This window comes from Armatimonas sp. (assembly GCF_964826245.1).
On record NZ_CBAYMC010000098.1, the window covers coordinates 1 to 15,101 of the forward strand.

The window sequence follows — 15,101 nt, forward strand, 5'->3', positions numbered from 1 at the left end:
CACGAATCGCTCCGCCGCCCCATGAAATGAGGCGTCTGGGTGGCCTGCGGCCGCGAAGCCCGTGCCGGGCTGGGGAGACGGACTCGGGAGCCCGGCACGGGCTTCGCGGCGCTTGCGCCATTACAGACGCCGGTTTTCAACCGGCGGCGACGATTCGTGAAAAAAATCCATTTCTGACAAACTGGTATTTTACTCAGAGTCGCTAAATCCCCAGTCGCCCAATCTAAGAAGTGTTCAATAAAACAGAAAGGCACCGCTTCCTTCGGCAACCGAAAGGGCAAACCACTTGAAAGAGTGGGACGCAACGCTAGGGGCCTAACTCGCCATAAGGCGATAGGGTAGCCCGGCTGCCGCAAAGCGAAACGAACAGTAGTATAGAGGAAATTACAGGATGTACATGAAGAACTTAGGATTAGTTGTGCTGGGGCTCGCAGCACTTTCCATCCCTCTCACCGCCCATAGCTCCGTGCAGGACAAGGCCGATCAAGCGGTAAAGCGGCAGCTCGCCTCAGCCAGCAAAAAGGGCTGGAGCGCGGTGATCGTCCGCACCAGCGCCGCCACAACTCCGGCGCAAGAGGCGACGATTAAGTCGCTGGGGGGCGACATCTACCGCCATCTGGGCATCGTCAACTCGCTGGCGCTACGCATTCCCAACAAGAACCTAACCAAGCTCGCCGCACTGCCCTTTGTCAGCCGAATCTCGTCGGACTTGGAAGTCAAGAAAACCGATGAGTTTACCGTGGCTGCTAGCGGAGCCAGTATTGCCTGGAGCTATGGGCTCCACGGAACCGGCGTCGGGGTTGCGGTGATTGATAGCGGCGTGGATGGCACGGACGACATCACCACACGCGTTGTCGGCCCCAACTTCGCCCCCGGTAACCCAGAAGTAGATGACTGTGGCCATGGCACCCATATCGCCGGAATCATCGCGGGCAATGGCTTGCTTTCGTCTGCGAGCAATAACTTCCGCACCTTTAAGGGGATCGCACCGAGCGCAAGGATCATCGCCGTGCGCGTCCTTAATAATCAGGGAAGCGGAACGGTCAGCCAGGTCATCGCGGGTATCCAGTGGACGGTTGCCAACCGAGCCGCGAACAATATCCGGGTGATCAACCTCTCGCTTGGTCACAGCGTTGGGGAAAGCTACAAGACCGACCCTCTCTGCCAGGCGGTTGAGAGTGCTTGGAAATCCGGGATCGTGGTGGTCACGGCGGCGGGTAACAATGGTCGCAAGAGTGCCACACAAACTGCCGGTGCCAGCAACGAGGGCTGGGGAACACGCTACGGTACGATCCAATCGCCGGGCAACTCGCCCTATGTCATTACGGTGGGAGCCATGAAGCCTACCGCAATGCAGGTTCCCACGGCATCGGGTGCTCCCTTTCTCTACGATCGCGCCCAAGACCGTATCGCGACCTACTCCAGCCGTGGTCCTAGCCGCATCGACTACGTGGTCAAGCCCGACTTAGTGGCACCGGGCAACCGGGTGATCTCGCTTTATGGCAAGGCAACCAACACGCTCTCGCAGTTCCCCGGCAACGTGATCCCGGTCAGTGCTTACACCAACACCAATCATGGGCAAGGTAAGAAAAAGAGCTCTTCGTACTTTGTGCTCTCGGGCACCTCGATGGCGGCACCCGTTGTTGCGGGAGCGGCGGCGCTTCTCTTACAAGCCAACCCGAACCTGACGCCCGATGCGGTGAAGGCACGCCTGATGCTCTCCGCGGATAAGCTGCGCAACCCGGATGGCACGCCTGACGCGCTCACGTATGGCGCGGGCTACCTGAATATCCCTGCCGCACTGAGTAACGTCGCGCTTCCAACGGTCTACGCACTCAGCCCAAACCTCTCGGTGAGTACGACAAACAGTACTCTTATCTTGAACCCGACGCTCTGGAGCAATCAGGCAATCTGGGGCATCTCAGGGGTCTGGGGAAGCCAGGCGCTCTGGGGTGAGCTAGCCACCTGGGGCGACCAGGCAATCTGGGGCACACAGGGAATCTGGGGAAGCCAAGCGCTCTGGGGTGATCTGTCTGGCTGGACGGATCAGGCAATCTGGGGAACCACCTCGGATACGGCTGACCTCTCCAACATCGTCATCCAGGGAGAGAACTAACCTAAGTTTCTCTGATCGAAAAAAAACGAAGAAGCCACGCCCTGCGTGGCTTCTTTGCTTTAGTTTCACGCGACATAAGCCGACAATGGACGCTGGAACAACATTAGATGAACACACTCCCTCCTAAAGCAAAAGCCTTTGTGTGGCTCACCTACTTCCTAGGGATAACAGCAATCCTTGGAGGAATCTTGTTTTGCCTCGACACTCCAGCTGTCTTTGGGTTTGAATTTTTCGTTTATATCATCCTCGGGATAGCGGCGGGGAGCCGTAAGGTCAGCCTGATGCGCAAGAAGAGAGAGTCCGATGCCGATGTCGGCTCGATGTCGCTCAGCTTCATCCTGACATTTGCGGCGATCCTGCGCTTCAGCCCTCTCCTCGCGATTCTCATCGGGATAGCGACGACGCTTTCGGGCTGCCTCTATCCCAAGCGCCAGCGGGCCTTTCAGCTTGCCTTCAATGTTCTTCTGAACTCAATTTCATGTTTTCTCTGTAGTTTGCTCTACACGCAGATCGTTTCCGCCTCGTTTTTTGGGACGGCATCGCTCCTGATGGCAGCCGCGTTTGCCTGCTTCACGTTCTATTTTATCAACACGGGCTTTGTCGCCATTGTCCTGGGGTTTGTTCTGAAGAAGAACTCCTTTCAGGTCTGGCACGACACTTTTCTATGGACAGCCCCCAGCTACTTTGTCGGAGCACTGGTAGGCTACCTGGCAACCCTGCTCAATAAAGACTACTTCCTCATGGTGGTTCTCTGCGGAGCCCCGATCGCCTTTCTCACCTACAAGTCCTACCAGATCTACTCCACGCAGGCGGAGGCGATGCTCAAGGGGAAAGAGGAGCTGGCGGATCTCTACCTGGCGACCATTAAGAGCTTAGCACTTGCCATTGATGCCAAAGATGCCTACACCCACCAGCACATTCTGCGTGTGCAGCACTACTCCGTTGCCATTGCAAAGCAGCTAGGGCTCAAGGGTAACGAGCTTGAGGGCATTAGCACGGGGGCGCTCCTCCACGATATTGGCAAGCTTGGCGTGCCGGAGTATGTCTTGCTCAAGCCGGGAAAGCTCACCGAGGAGGAGTTTGCCAAGATCAAGGAGCACCCGCGTATCGGGGCCGACATTCTGGCCGATATCCCGTTTCCCTGGCCGGTTCTGCCTGGGGTGAAGTACCACCATGAAAAATGGAATGGGGGCGGCTACCCGGAGGGCCTAAAAGGCGAAGAGATTCCTCTACAAGCCCGCATTCTGGCCGTCGCGGATGTCTACGATGCGCTGACATCCAACCGTGCCTACCGTGGTGCTTGGACACACGAGAAGGCCGTGGCACTGATCCAGAAAGAGTCAGACAACCACTTCGATCCCGTGATTGTGGAGGCCTTTCTCAAGGTCATCGATGACGTGGTTGCGGAGATGGCCGCGCGTGGTGAGGGACCACTCATCACCAAGAAAGAAGAATCTCTGACACAGAGTAGCTCGGAGCGGGCGGTGCGCGATATCCAGAGAAACTCCTCGGAGCTCTGGGCGCTGTATGAAGTGGCTCACACGCTCTCGTCTAGCCTGGGTCTAGACGAGACGCTGGAGATTCTGGCCCGCAAGCTGGAGTCCATTATTCCCAACGTCGCCTGCCTCTTTCTGCTCTACGATGCCGAAGACCATCGGCTCAACACGCGCGCTGCCGTGGGCCTTAACCGGGAGTTCTTCTCGGAGGCACGCTCGATTGGCCAGTCGGGTAGCTCCATGCAGGTGGTGTTCCAGAAGCGAGCCTACTGTGGTGAGTACGAGCCCGATGACCTGCTGATCCAAGGCTCCCCCACCGCCCAATGGATCAGTATCCGCTCGGCCTTAATTGTGCCGATTATCTACGAGGGTACGGTCTTAGGGACAATCAATCTCTACCACCCTGATCTCCATGCGTTCTCGGAGCACGACCAGCAGCTCTTGGAGCGCATCGGCGAGCGGGCGGCGCTTGCGCTTTATAACGGCATTCTCTTTGAGCGCACCCGGAGCCACGCCCACACCGACACCCTGACCTCTCTCTACAACCTGCGCTATATCAGTGAGTATGTGGAGCAGCGCTGCGCGGCCTCCCTGAGCCCCACCGGCGAGGCGCTCCAGCGCTCCAGCGATCAGTTTGTGATGTTCTGTCTCGATCTGGATAGCTTCAAGCCCATCAACGATCTCTACGGCCACCAGACCGGCGACCGGGTTCTTCGTGAGCTGAGCCTCCTGCTTCGCTCTCTCGTTCGGCCCAGTGATATCGTCGCGCGCTACGGAGGCGATGAGTTTCTCATTATTCAAGAAGAGGCCACACCAACGGAGGCAGAGGCGCTCTCCCAGCGCATTCAAGAGGCGATACAGCACTACAACACCGGCCTGATCCACCCTAAACTAGGGCACCTTCGCCTTGGAGTGAGCGTGGGCTTTAGCAGCTTCCCCCAAGACGGCCACGACTGGGCTACGCTTCTCAGTATCGCCGATCAGCGCATGTACGAGGACAAGGCGGAGCGCAAGCTAGGTCGCCTCGCGACGCCCTCAGAGCTTACGATTCCCTAAAAAAAGCCGTTGACAAGTAGGCTTACCTGCCTTACAATTGCCCATGTGGTTTAAAAGTGGAGGCAAGTGGTAAGCAAGTGGTGACTTGGGGGGGAATAATTTAAGGCAATGGGTTTCCGAGGGGAGCACTACCATGGCCTGGATGAGAAGGGGCGTGTCATCATGCCTCTCAAGTTTCGCAACGCCCTCGGCAACTCCTTTGTGATCACCCGTGGTATCGGCCCCTGCCTCTCGGTCTACCGTGAATCGGACTTTGATCTGATCGAGGAGAACCTCAACAAACAGCCCAGCCTCGATCCCCATGTTCTTCGGATGAAGCGCCTGCTCTGTGCCCCCGCTGTGGATACCGACACCGACAACCAGGGCCGCGTCGCCCTGCCTGCCAACTTGCGACAGTGGGCGGGAATTGACACCGAGGTGGTGGTGGTGGGAATGGGCGAGAAGATCGAGATCTGGTCACGTAGCGGTTGGATTGCACTCAATGAAAGCTTAGAAGACGAGCTGATTGTCGCCTCGGCACGCGAGACCGGCCTCGCGCGAACCCTGACCGGGGATGTCTCTGCCACAGAGGAGTTCGCATGAGCACCTACCACACCCCCGTGATGCTCACCGAGATCTTAGACTGGCTGGCACCCGCACCGGGCAAGCTCTTTCTGGATGGCACCGCCGGCGGCGGCGGACACACCAAGGCTTTTGCGGAACGTGGAGCCCGCGTGATCGCCGTGGACCAAGACCCCGAAGCCCTTGCGGAGTGTGCGCGTGTGTGTGAAGGCCTTCCTGTCACCCTCTGGCGGGGCAACTTCGCCCAGCTTGCCGATGCCACCCAAGAGCCACTCGATGCCATTCTCTTAGACCTTGGCGTGAGCTCGCACCAGCTCGACACGCCTGAGCGTGGCTTTGCGCTGCGCTACAGCGGCCCCCTTGACATGCGCATGGACACGGACTCCGAAGCAGAAACCGCAGCAGAGCTGCTCAACCGCCTCCCTGAGAGCGAGATCGCCCGGATTCTCTTTGAGTATGGTGAAGAGTCCCGCTCCCGTCGGATCGCCAGCGAGATCGTGAAAGCCCGCCCGCTCAAGACGACAGAAGACCTCGTGGACTGCATCCGCCGCGCCATGCCCTTTCGCACACGCCCCGGTGAGACGCACCCTGCGACCAAGACCTTCCAGGGGATTCGTATCGCGGTGAATGAGGAGCTGACCGTGCTAGAGCGGGCACTTCCTGCCGCGGTCGCCTGCCTGAAGCCCGGTGGACGGCTCGCGGTTCTGAGCTACCACTCGCTCGAAGACCGCTTAGTCAAAAATACGTTCAACCAGCTCTCGGGCAAGCGGGAGAACTCCGATCTGCCGTCCCCTAGCCCAGAGCCCCCTATTGTGCTAGAAGTGCTGACAAAAAAACCGATTCCCCCCACGGACGAGGAGCAGCGCAGGAACCCCCGCTCACGCAGCGCGAAGCTGAGAGTGGCGCAAAAACGAGAAAACTAGAGAAAGAGAGAAGAAAATGGTGGTCGTCGAACAAAAGCCGCAGACGCGGCGCAAACAAGCAGTGGTGGCTTCCCAGACAGTCGTGTCCAAGCGTCGCACCCCGCGCTGGGAGCAACGGCGGCAAGAGCTCCTCCAAAAAGAGCGAGCAATGGCAGGGATCTTCGGGGTGATCTGTCTGTTCGGCACGCTGGTCATGCTCTACGTCGCCGCCCATGCCAGCACCACCAACGAAGGCTACCGTCGCACGGAGCTTCGCCGCCAGGTTAAGGAGGCGGATGCGGAGTCGCTACGCCTTCAGACCGAGATTCGGCACTTGGAAGACGGCAGCGCCATTGCCCAGACAGCCCAGCAGCGCAAGCTGATTCGCTCTCCCCAGAGCATCCACTACTTTGGAAAGGCGGACTAAGATGGCCACTCGCTCCAAATCGCGTCCCCGGCGTGAGAGCCCAGAAGAGTTCGAGCAGCGCACTGCGCCACGCCTGATGCAAGTGGGGGTGGCACTTGCCCTCTTGCACGTCGTCCTGCTGGGACGCTTAGTGCACTTGCAGATCGTGCGGCATAAAGAGCTGAGCGCCGAGTCGCTCACCCGCTGGCGCGCTCCGCGCACGATCACACCTGCCCGTGGCCTCATCTATGATAGAAACGGGGCCTTGCTCGTCGAGAACGAGCCCGGCTTCTCGGTGGTTGTGGATCCAAACCGCTGGTTCGTGGGCAATAGCACCAATCCGCTCGCGAAAGACCTCCCCGAAGATCGACGTGCCCATGCGCTGCGTGTCCTAGGCCGGTACTTCCCCGAGCCCGCCCTAGCCTGGATTAAAAAACTCGATCTGAGCCAGCGCACCCCGAAGCACCCCTTCCCTACCCGCGAAGTGGCACAGTGGGTTCCTGCAGAAACCATCGAGAGGCTGCGTCAGACCACCGTAGACTTTGCTCCTCCGGTTGCCAAAGAGCTCAAGAAACGTAAAGGAGCTCTTGCTCAGCCACACGCCGAGCTTCCTGGGGTGAGCTACCCCCCCTCGTCACGGCGTGTCGCGGTCAATGGCACCTTGGCCTCGCATGTTCTTGGCTTCACCGATCAGAGCGGCTCGACTCCTTGGCGTGGGATTGAGCTCAGCCTGAACTCGTCTCTGGCAGGCGATGCAGGCAAGGTCACCTACGAGGTAGACCGCTTTGGAATGATTCCCGGCACCGAAGAGGTTCGCCACAAGCTCACGCCGGGCTCGCATGTCTATCTCACTCTGGATGCGGAGCTCCAGCACGATGTCGAGCAGGCGCTTGGCACGGCGGTGACGAGGCACCAGGCAGAGTCGGGGGCGGCCATTGTTCTGGACATCAAAAACGGGGACGTTCTGGCGATGGCCAGTGCGCCCACCTACAATATCAACGATGCCCGGACTCCCAAGCCCGGCACAAAGCCTGTGCTTGCACCAAGGATCAACTGGGCGCTGGAGCGTCCCTACGAGCCGGGCTCGACCCTCAAGGCGATGACCATTGCCGCGGCCCTGGAAGAGAAAGAGGTCACCGCACAGTCTCTCTTCGCGTGCAATGGCTCCCGAAAAATTCTCACCAATACGATTCACTGCGCCACGCATGGAGGCTTTAGCCATGGCCATGGGACACAAAACCTGGGCGGCGTGGTAAGTCACTCCTGCAACCTAGCCACAGCGGAGTGTGGCGCAAAGCTTGGCTCGAAGAGGCTCTACCAGTATCTCACGGACTTTGGCATGGGCGAGCGCACGAAGATCGGGCTTCCCGGCGAAGAGCGGGGCTTGCTCCGCGACCCGGAGCGTCGGATCTGGCGGCCCATTGACCTTGCGACCATTAGCTTCGGGCAGGGCATCTCCGTCACCCCTCTCCAGCTGGCGGCAGCCTACACCGTCTTTGGGGATGGACGCTACCACTCGCCGCGCTTGGTCCGTGCGACTCGTAACACGGAGACAAAAGTGATAGAGGAGCGCCCCCTTAGCGCTTCCCACCGGGTTCTCTCCGAGGAGACGGCAGCGACCATGCGGACGCTTCTCGGTGGTGCCATTGACGAAGGCACGGGCCTGCCCGCTCAGATCCCGGGCTACACCGCAGGCGGCAAGACCGGCACCGCACAGATCCCGGAGAACGGGCACTACAGCAAGCGCTTTGTCGCCTCGTTTGTGGGCGTGGCTCCTCTGAAAGACCCGCAGTTTGTGATCCTGACCCTGGTTCGCGATCCCAAGGGAGGTGACCACTATGGCGGCTCAGTGGCGGGGCCAGTCTTCAAGCAGATCGCAGAGCGGGCGCTTCTCTTGCGCCGCACGCCACATGACCGGGAGAAAACCTTAACGGGTGTTAAAAAGAAGGCCGTGACGGTAGAAGCTTAGATGGTGACACTGACAACACTGGCAGAAAAGATCCCTGGAGCGCAAGTTTTTGGGGAGGCCACGCTGGTGGCGCTGGAGTACGACTCTCGGGCCGTCAAGCCGGGTGCACTCTTTGTCGCCGTGGTAGGAGAGCGCTTCGATGGCCATGCCTTTCTCGCCGATGTCGCCGCACATGGTGCAGCCGCCGTTGTCGTGGAGCGTGCGGAGGAAGTTCCACTAGGCGTGCCCTATCTTCTCGTCAAGAGCTGCCGCGACTCTCTTGCCGCGCTGGCCTGCGCTTTCTGGGACAACCCGACACAGAAACTCTGTCTGGCGGGGGTCACGGGCACCAATGGCAAGACCAGCACGATGCGCCTGATGGATGCTATCGCACGTGCTTCGGGTGAGCTCACGGGCACAGTTGGCACTCTCGGCGCAACGGTAGGCGAGATGTCGCTCCCGGGCGAGCACACCACCCCAGAGGCTCCTGATCTCCAAAAGCTCTTTGCCCAGATGGTAGAGGCAGGTGCGGCCTCGGCAGCGATGGAGGTTTCGTCGCACGCACTCGCCCAAGGTCGAACCGAAGGCTGCAAGTTCGAGATCGCTCTTTTTACCAATCTCACGCAGGATCACCTAGACTTCCATAAAACCATGGAGGGCTACGAAGCGGCAAAAGCCCTGCTCTTTACGCAGTACGAGCCCGCCTATGCCGTGCTCAACACCGATGACCCCGCAGGTACTCGCTACGCCGCGCTCACCACAGCAGGCCAGACCCTCACCTACTCGCCCTCAGGAGATACGGCAGCAGACATCTATCCGGAAGATATCCAGCTTGCGGTAGACTCCCTGCGCTTCACGGCAAAGACCCCTCGGGGCGATGTCCCCGTGCACTTGGGCTTTGGCGGGACCTTTCAAGTTGGCAACGTGCTCGCCGCGATTGGCTACGGCGTGGCGCGGGGCTTCTCCGCCGAGACTATCGCCGCCGGACTCGCCGCCTGTCCGCCCGTTCCCGGACGATTTCATCCGGTAAAGGCGGGGCAGGACTTCGCGGTGCTGGTAGACTACGCACACACTCCCGATGGTCTGGAAAATGTCTTGGAAGCGGCTCGTTCGCTCACCTCTGGTCGCCTCATCGCAGTCTTTGGCTGCGGCGGGGATCGCGATAAAACCAAGCGTCCGATCATGGGAAAACTAGCCATGACCCTCGCCGATATCGCCATCGCCACCAGCGACAACCCCCGCACCGAAGACCCCGAGCTAATCCTCGACAATATCATTAACGGCGAAGCCATTTTCCTGCGCGAAGTGGATCGTAAGAAAGCAATTGCATTGGCAGTGAAAATGGCGCAGAAAGGCGACACGATTGTGATTGCAGGTAAGGGCCACGAGGACTACCAGATTATCGGACGCGAGAAGTTCCCCTTCTCCGACTTAGAGATTGCACGCGAGGAGATCGAAGCATGCCTTTCACGCTAACTCTCGCCGAGGTGGCCACGGCGATTGGCGCACCTCCCCCCACCGAAGATCTGCCTCTGACGAGCATCTCCACGGACACCCGAACCACGCAGCCCGGGGCGCTCTTTGTGGCGCTCAAGGGCGAGAAGTTTGATGGGCATGACTACATCGTTCAGGCCATCGCGGCAGGTGCGGTGGCGATCGTGGCCAACACTGGCTCCCCTATTATTGGGGGCGGGGGGGGCTTAGCGGCTTTTGTGCCCGTCCTCGTTCCCCAAAGCAAGAACACAACTGTGGCGCTGGGCGATATTGCCCTCGCGGTGCGTAAGAAGTTCACGGGGCCGGTTATTGGGATCACGGGCAGTGTCGGCAAGACGACAGCCAAAGAGCTTACGGCGACGCTCTTAGAGGCCATGTTCTCGGTCACCAAGTCGGGGGCGAACTACAACAACGAGATTGGGGTGCCACAGACAATTTTGGGTGCATCGGAGACCTCCACCGCCTGGATTCTGGAGATGGGAATGCGCGGCGCAGGGCAGATCGCAGAGCTGGCACGGATCGCGCAGCCGACCGTGGGGATTATCACGGGCATTGGCCTCTCCCATATCGAGCTGCTCGGAAGCCGCCAGGGAATCGCCAACGCGAAAGCGGAGCTCTTTGAGGGCTTGCCCAGCGATGGCATCTCGATCTACCCCGCCACCGATGACTTTGTCCAGACACTCGCCACAAAAGCCCGAGGCAGAGTCCTGACGGTCGCGCTCGATGCCAAGGCCGATGTGCAGGCCACGGATATCTCAAGACAAGAGAACGGCTGGCGCTTTACGATCAACTCGCCGTGGGGGACGCAAAAGGCGTTTCTGCCCTCTGCCGGGCGCTTCAATATCCAGAATGCGCTGCTAGGAGTGGCGGCAGGCGCGGCGCTGGGCATTCCGCTCGACTCGCTCGCAAAAGCCCTCCTGCGCTTCGAGCCGCCCGCCATGCGCCTAGAGGAAGTCAAGGCGACCTGCGGCGCAACCGTGATCGCGGACTGCTACAACGCCGCCCCAGACTCCATGATTGGAGCGCTCCAGACCCTCGCCGAGACGCCCCTCAGTGGCTCTGGGAAGCGCATTGCGATCCTAGGGGAGATGAAGGAGCTGGGCCGCTTTGCCGAAGAGGCGCATAAAATGGTCGGGCGGGTCGCGGCCAAGCTCAAGCTCGACATGCTGGTGCTAGTCGGTGAGCAGACCACGTTTCTCTCGGCCGCCGCCATCGCCGAGGGCTTCGACCGCAACCATGTCTTCTACTTCGACCAGACCGCAAAAGCTGCCGAGGCCATCGCCTTTATCGCGCAAGAGGGCGATGTGATCCTGGCCAAAGGCTCGCGCGCGATGGAGCTAGAGCGGGTGGTCAAGGCCCTTCAGCCCGAGTGGACCGGAGGCAAGCCCGCATGAGCCCCGGCCTTATTGTCGTCCCCTTTCTTGTCGCCATGATCGCGGTGCTTCTCACCGGCAACCCACTAATCGCTTACCTGCGCTCGAAAAATAAAGTCCAACCGATCAGTGAGAACGCGCCAGAGAAGCACAAGCTCAAGCACGGAACCCCCACGATGGGTGGCCTGCTGATTCTGGGAGGAGCGAGTATTGCCACTCTCCTCAGCCTGCTCATGGAGCGCTTTCAAGCCGCAGAGGCGGGCTCGGGGCTGATGTCAGGGACGCAGCGGGATCATATTCTCGCTGCCCTGCTGGTCTTTATCGGTGGTGGCATGATCGGTGTGCTCGATGATCTGGGCAAGGCGCGCAAGAAACAGAACAAAGCTGGGCTCTCCGAGCGGGCCAAGCTGGGGCTGCAAGCTGCTGTGGCGATTGGCTTTGCGCTCTATCTGGCGCTCAGCAAGCACAACACCGAGATTCTCGGCATACAGCTTGGCTTTGCCTACCCCGTGATCGCCACCCTGATGGTTATCGGCTTTGGCAACGCCGTCAACTTCACCGATGGTCTCGATGGCCTGGCAAGCGGCACCACTCTCATCGTGGCAACGGCCCTTGGGATTCTGGCGATGACCAACGGGCTTGGCACCGAGCTGACCCTGCTCTACGGCGCACTTGCGGGTGCGTGCGCGGGCTTTCTCTGCTTCAATGCCTTCCCCGCACGGATCTTTATGGGCGACACAGGCTCGCTGGCTCTAGGCATGGGCCTGACCGCAACGGCCATTCTCGCCCAGCAGGAGATCCTGCTCTTTCTGGTAGGTGCGATCTATATCGTCGAGATTGCCTCGATGATGATCCAGCGCTATGTCTTTAAGTTCCGCCGCATTAAGCACGGGCTGGAGTATGCACAAGCGAATCGGGTGTTTAAGCGCGCTCCGCTACACCATCATTTTGAAGAGCTAGGCTGGCACGAGGTCCAGGTAGTCGTGCGCTTCTGGATGATGGCGCTGCTCGCGGCGCTCCTCACCATTCTCTTTTTTGGAAGTGTCCGGTGAGAGTTGCGGTGATCGGGCTAGCCGCCACGGGCCTGGCAACGGCGCGTGCGTTAATCGCACGTGGCGACGAGGTGGTGCTCTGTGATGCCAAGCCCGAGGTGCAGCTCCGTCCCGAGCGCCTCGCCGAAGCCCGCGCACTGCCCGGTGTCTCGCTCTGGCTGGGAAGCACCGCGCTCCCCGAAGACATCCAGCTGCTCATCCCCTCGCCCGGCGTCCCTCCCACCGCCCCGCCGATCCTGCAAGCGCAGGCGCGAGGCGTTGAGATTGCCAGCGAGATCGAGCTTGCGTATCGCCTGGCGAGCGCTCCGATTCTGGCGATCACGGGGACGAATGGAAAGACCACAACGGCGGCGATGCTGGGCGCGATCTGTCAGGCAGCAGGACGTGAGACCTATCTGGCGGGCAATATCGCGGAGGACTTTGGCAAGCGTCTCCCGCTGATCGAGGCGGCCACCCAAGCCCCAAAAGGCTCCGTCATTGTCGCCGAGGTATCGTCGTTTCAGCTAGAGTGGGTGCGCGACTTCCGCCCCAAGATCGCGGCGTGGCTGAATCTCTCGACAGACCACTTAGACCGCTACGCGGACATGCATGCGTACGGGAAGACGAAAGCCCGCATCTTCGCGGCCCAGCGCGCGGACGACTTTGCGGTGATCAACGCCGACGATTTCTATGTCAGCCGCCTGAGCGATCAGGTGGGGCGTGGGATTCGGCTCCCCTTTCATGGCGGCGCTCCTCAGCTTGACCCGGCGCTACAGCTGCGCCCCGAGGAGCTTCTCGTGCCGGGCAAGCACAACCGTGCCAATGCAGTCGCGGCCTCTTCGATGGCGCTGGCTTTCGGCCTAAACCCGGCCCGGATCGCGGAGAGTCTGCGCGGCTTCCGGGGGGTGGCGCACCGGATGGAGCTGGTCGGCGAGAAAAACGGCGTGCGCTTTATCAACAACTCCATGTGCACCAATCCCGCCGCCGTCGCCGCCTCACTCTCGGCGATTTCGGGAGGCGTGGTGGCGATTGCCGGTGGACGGCATAAAGGCGGCGATATTGCCCCGATGGTGGAGGCTCTGGCAAACCAGGCTCGCCATGTGGTGCTGATCGGGGAGCATGGGCCGCTTCTGGGCGAAGCGCTGGCGGCGTGTGGCTTTACACAAACCGAGCAAGCGGGCGATATGAACGATGCGGTGCAGCGTGCAGCAGCCCAAGCGCGATTAGGCGAGACGGTTTTACTGGTACCTGGCTTTGCCAGCTTTGACATGTTCACGGGCTTTGAGCAGCGTGGTCAGGTATTTCGAGAGGCAGTTGGAAACTTATCATGAACGGAAATCAGCGACGTGTAGCCCCGGACTGGTGGCTCTTTGTTCTCATCATTGTCTTGCTTGTCTTTGGGATTGTCATGGTCTACGATGCCTCGTACTGTGTGGCACGTGCCTTTGATGACTACAACAACGATGCCTTCTACTTTGCGCGCAAGCAAGTGCTCTCTGCAGGCATTGGTCTGGTGGGGCTCTTTATCTGTGCCCGCATCCCGTACTGGTGGTGGAAGAAGCTCGCGGTTCCCGGCTTTCTGGTCTCGATTCTGCTCTTGCTGATTGTCTGGAAGCTAGGACACTCCTCGCTTGGGGCACGTCGCTGGATAGGAATCGGACCGCTGGTGATCCAGCCTTCTGAGGTTGCCAAGCTTGCCATCGTGGTTTTCCTCGCATGGATGCTCACCGAGAAACGAGCTTTTGTTCAGACAGCACGCGGCATTTTCTGGCTGACCGTGGCCGTGGGAATCCCGATGGTTCTCACCGAGCGCCAGCCGGATCTGGGAACGGCAGCGACCATGTTCTTTGCGTACTTGATCCTGCTGGCGGCAGGTGGCGTGAAGCGCAGGTACATCGCCGTTGTCGCGGGAGCCAGTGCCGTGCTCGCCGCAATCACGCTCTTTCTGCCGAGCAAGTCACACCCTGAGGAGCCGAACTACCGGATGCGGCGCATGCTCACGTTCGCGCACCCGGAAGCGGATAAAGAGAAAGACGGCTACCAGCCTTGGCGTAGCTTAGTGGCTCTGGGAAGTGGCGGCACGACCGGCGTGGGCCTTGGCCATAGCCATGAAAAACGCCCCGGTGGCCTACCCGCACAGCGCACAGACTTTATCTTTGCCGTCGTGGGAGAAGAGCTCGGCCTGGTGGGTACCTCGCTGGTTCTACTTGCCTTCTTCGGGGTCACCTGCCGTGGTCTGACCATCGCCCTGCGTACCCGTGACCCATTTGGGCGGTTTTTAGCCACCGGACTGACGGCCATGATCGGGATGCAAGCCCTGCTCAATATCGCGGTTGTCACCTCGTCCGCCCCCACCACGGGAATCCCCTTGCCGCTGATCTCCTACGGTGGCTCATCACTGGTTCCGACTCTCTGTGGCCTGGGAATTCTCCTGGGAATCTCCTGCCACCCGTTTTTCCGCGAGAACAGCGGCAAGAAAACGTCTCCGAAAGAGCGTCCCAGCGACCGCTTCTTCCGAAAGATCGGGATCGAATGAGTCTGTCCGTGGTTCCGCGCCCTGCCTCGCCTGCCGAAGTCCGTCCGCTCCCGGAGGGGCCGCTGCACTTTGTCGGCATCGGGGGCGCGGGCCAGAGCGCCATTGCCTATGTCTTAGCCCAGCGCGGACGAAAAATTACAGGCTCGGACTCCGGCATCTCAGGCGCGGCAAAAGCGCGGCTT

12 protein-coding genes and 1 riboswitch are annotated in these 15,101 nt (G+C 60.2%); all 12 genes read left to right on the forward strand.

Annotated features, from left to right (window positions below; translation table 11 throughout):
* Positions 1 to 266 precede the first annotated feature (266 nt).
* Positions 267 to 355, forward strand: a riboswitch (cyclic di-GMP riboswitch).
* Positions 356 to 397: 42 nt separating this feature from the next.
* Positions 398 to 2,116: a S8 family serine peptidase gene (locus tag AC1XOS_RS11035; protein WP_481962272.1), complete on the forward strand. Its 1,719-nt coding sequence runs from the start codon at positions 398 to 400 to the stop codon at positions 2,114 to 2,116.
* Between the two features lie 107 nt (positions 2,117 to 2,223).
* A complete protein-coding gene (locus AC1XOS_RS11040) occupies positions 2,224 to 4,668 on the forward strand; it encodes a sensor domain-containing diguanylate cyclase/phosphohydrolase (RefSeq protein ID WP_481962273.1) in 2,445 nt (814 codons plus the stop codon).
* Between the two features lie 108 nt (positions 4,669 to 4,776).
* Complete coding sequence (mraZ, locus tag AC1XOS_RS11045) at positions 4,777 to 5,250, forward strand: division/cell wall cluster transcriptional repressor MraZ (RefSeq protein ID WP_481962274.1); 474 nt, start codon at positions 4,777 to 4,779, stop codon at positions 5,248 to 5,250.
* Positions 5,247 to 6,152, forward strand: a complete 906-nt coding sequence (rsmH, locus tag AC1XOS_RS11050) for a 16S rRNA (cytosine(1402)-N(4))-methyltransferase RsmH (protein ID WP_481962275.1) — start codon at positions 5,247 to 5,249, stop codon at positions 6,150 to 6,152. The genes mraZ and rsmH overlap by 4 nt, the downstream gene beginning before the upstream one ends.
* A gap of 16 nt (positions 6,153 to 6,168) precedes the next feature.
* Complete coding sequence (locus AC1XOS_RS11055; protein ID WP_481962276.1) at positions 6,169 to 6,558, forward strand: hypothetical protein; 390 nt, start codon at positions 6,169 to 6,171, stop codon at positions 6,556 to 6,558.
* 1 nt (position 6,559) lies between these two features.
* Entirely contained in the window at positions 6,560 to 8,506 is a 1,947-nt protein-coding gene (locus tag AC1XOS_RS11060) for a peptidoglycan D,D-transpeptidase FtsI family protein (protein ID WP_481962277.1), read from the forward strand.
* Positions 8,507 to 9,961, forward strand: a complete 1,455-nt coding sequence (locus AC1XOS_RS11065) for a UDP-N-acetylmuramoyl-L-alanyl-D-glutamate--2,6-diaminopimelate ligase (protein ID WP_481962278.1) — start codon at positions 8,507 to 8,509, stop codon at positions 9,959 to 9,961.
* Entirely contained in the window at positions 9,946 to 11,373 is a 1,428-nt protein-coding gene (locus AC1XOS_RS11070) for a UDP-N-acetylmuramoyl-tripeptide--D-alanyl-D-alanine ligase (RefSeq protein WP_481962279.1), read from the forward strand. The genes AC1XOS_RS11065 and AC1XOS_RS11070 overlap by 16 nt, the downstream gene beginning before the upstream one ends.
* On the forward strand, positions 11,370 to 12,404 hold the full coding sequence (gene mraY / locus AC1XOS_RS11075) for a phospho-N-acetylmuramoyl-pentapeptide-transferase (protein WP_481962280.1): 1,035 nt from the start codon (positions 11,370 to 11,372) through the stop codon (positions 12,402 to 12,404). Before AC1XOS_RS11070 ends, mraY begins: the two co-directional genes overlap by 4 nt.
* Positions 12,401 to 13,714, forward strand: coding sequence for a UDP-N-acetylmuramoyl-L-alanine--D-glutamate ligase (gene murD / locus AC1XOS_RS11080; RefSeq protein ID WP_481962281.1), 1,314 nt, complete (start codon positions 12,401 to 12,403; stop codon positions 13,712 to 13,714). Before mraY ends, murD begins: the two co-directional genes overlap by 4 nt.
* Positions 13,711 to 14,919, forward strand: a complete 1,209-nt coding sequence (gene ftsW, locus AC1XOS_RS11085) for a putative lipid II flippase FtsW (RefSeq protein WP_481962282.1) — start codon at positions 13,711 to 13,713, stop codon at positions 14,917 to 14,919. Before murD ends, ftsW begins: the two co-directional genes overlap by 4 nt.
* Positions 14,916 to 15,101: Mur ligase domain-containing protein (locus tag AC1XOS_RS11090; RefSeq protein ID WP_481962283.1), on the forward strand; the 186-nt coding region annotated here is incomplete at its 3' end. The genes ftsW and AC1XOS_RS11090, both read left to right, overlap by 4 nt.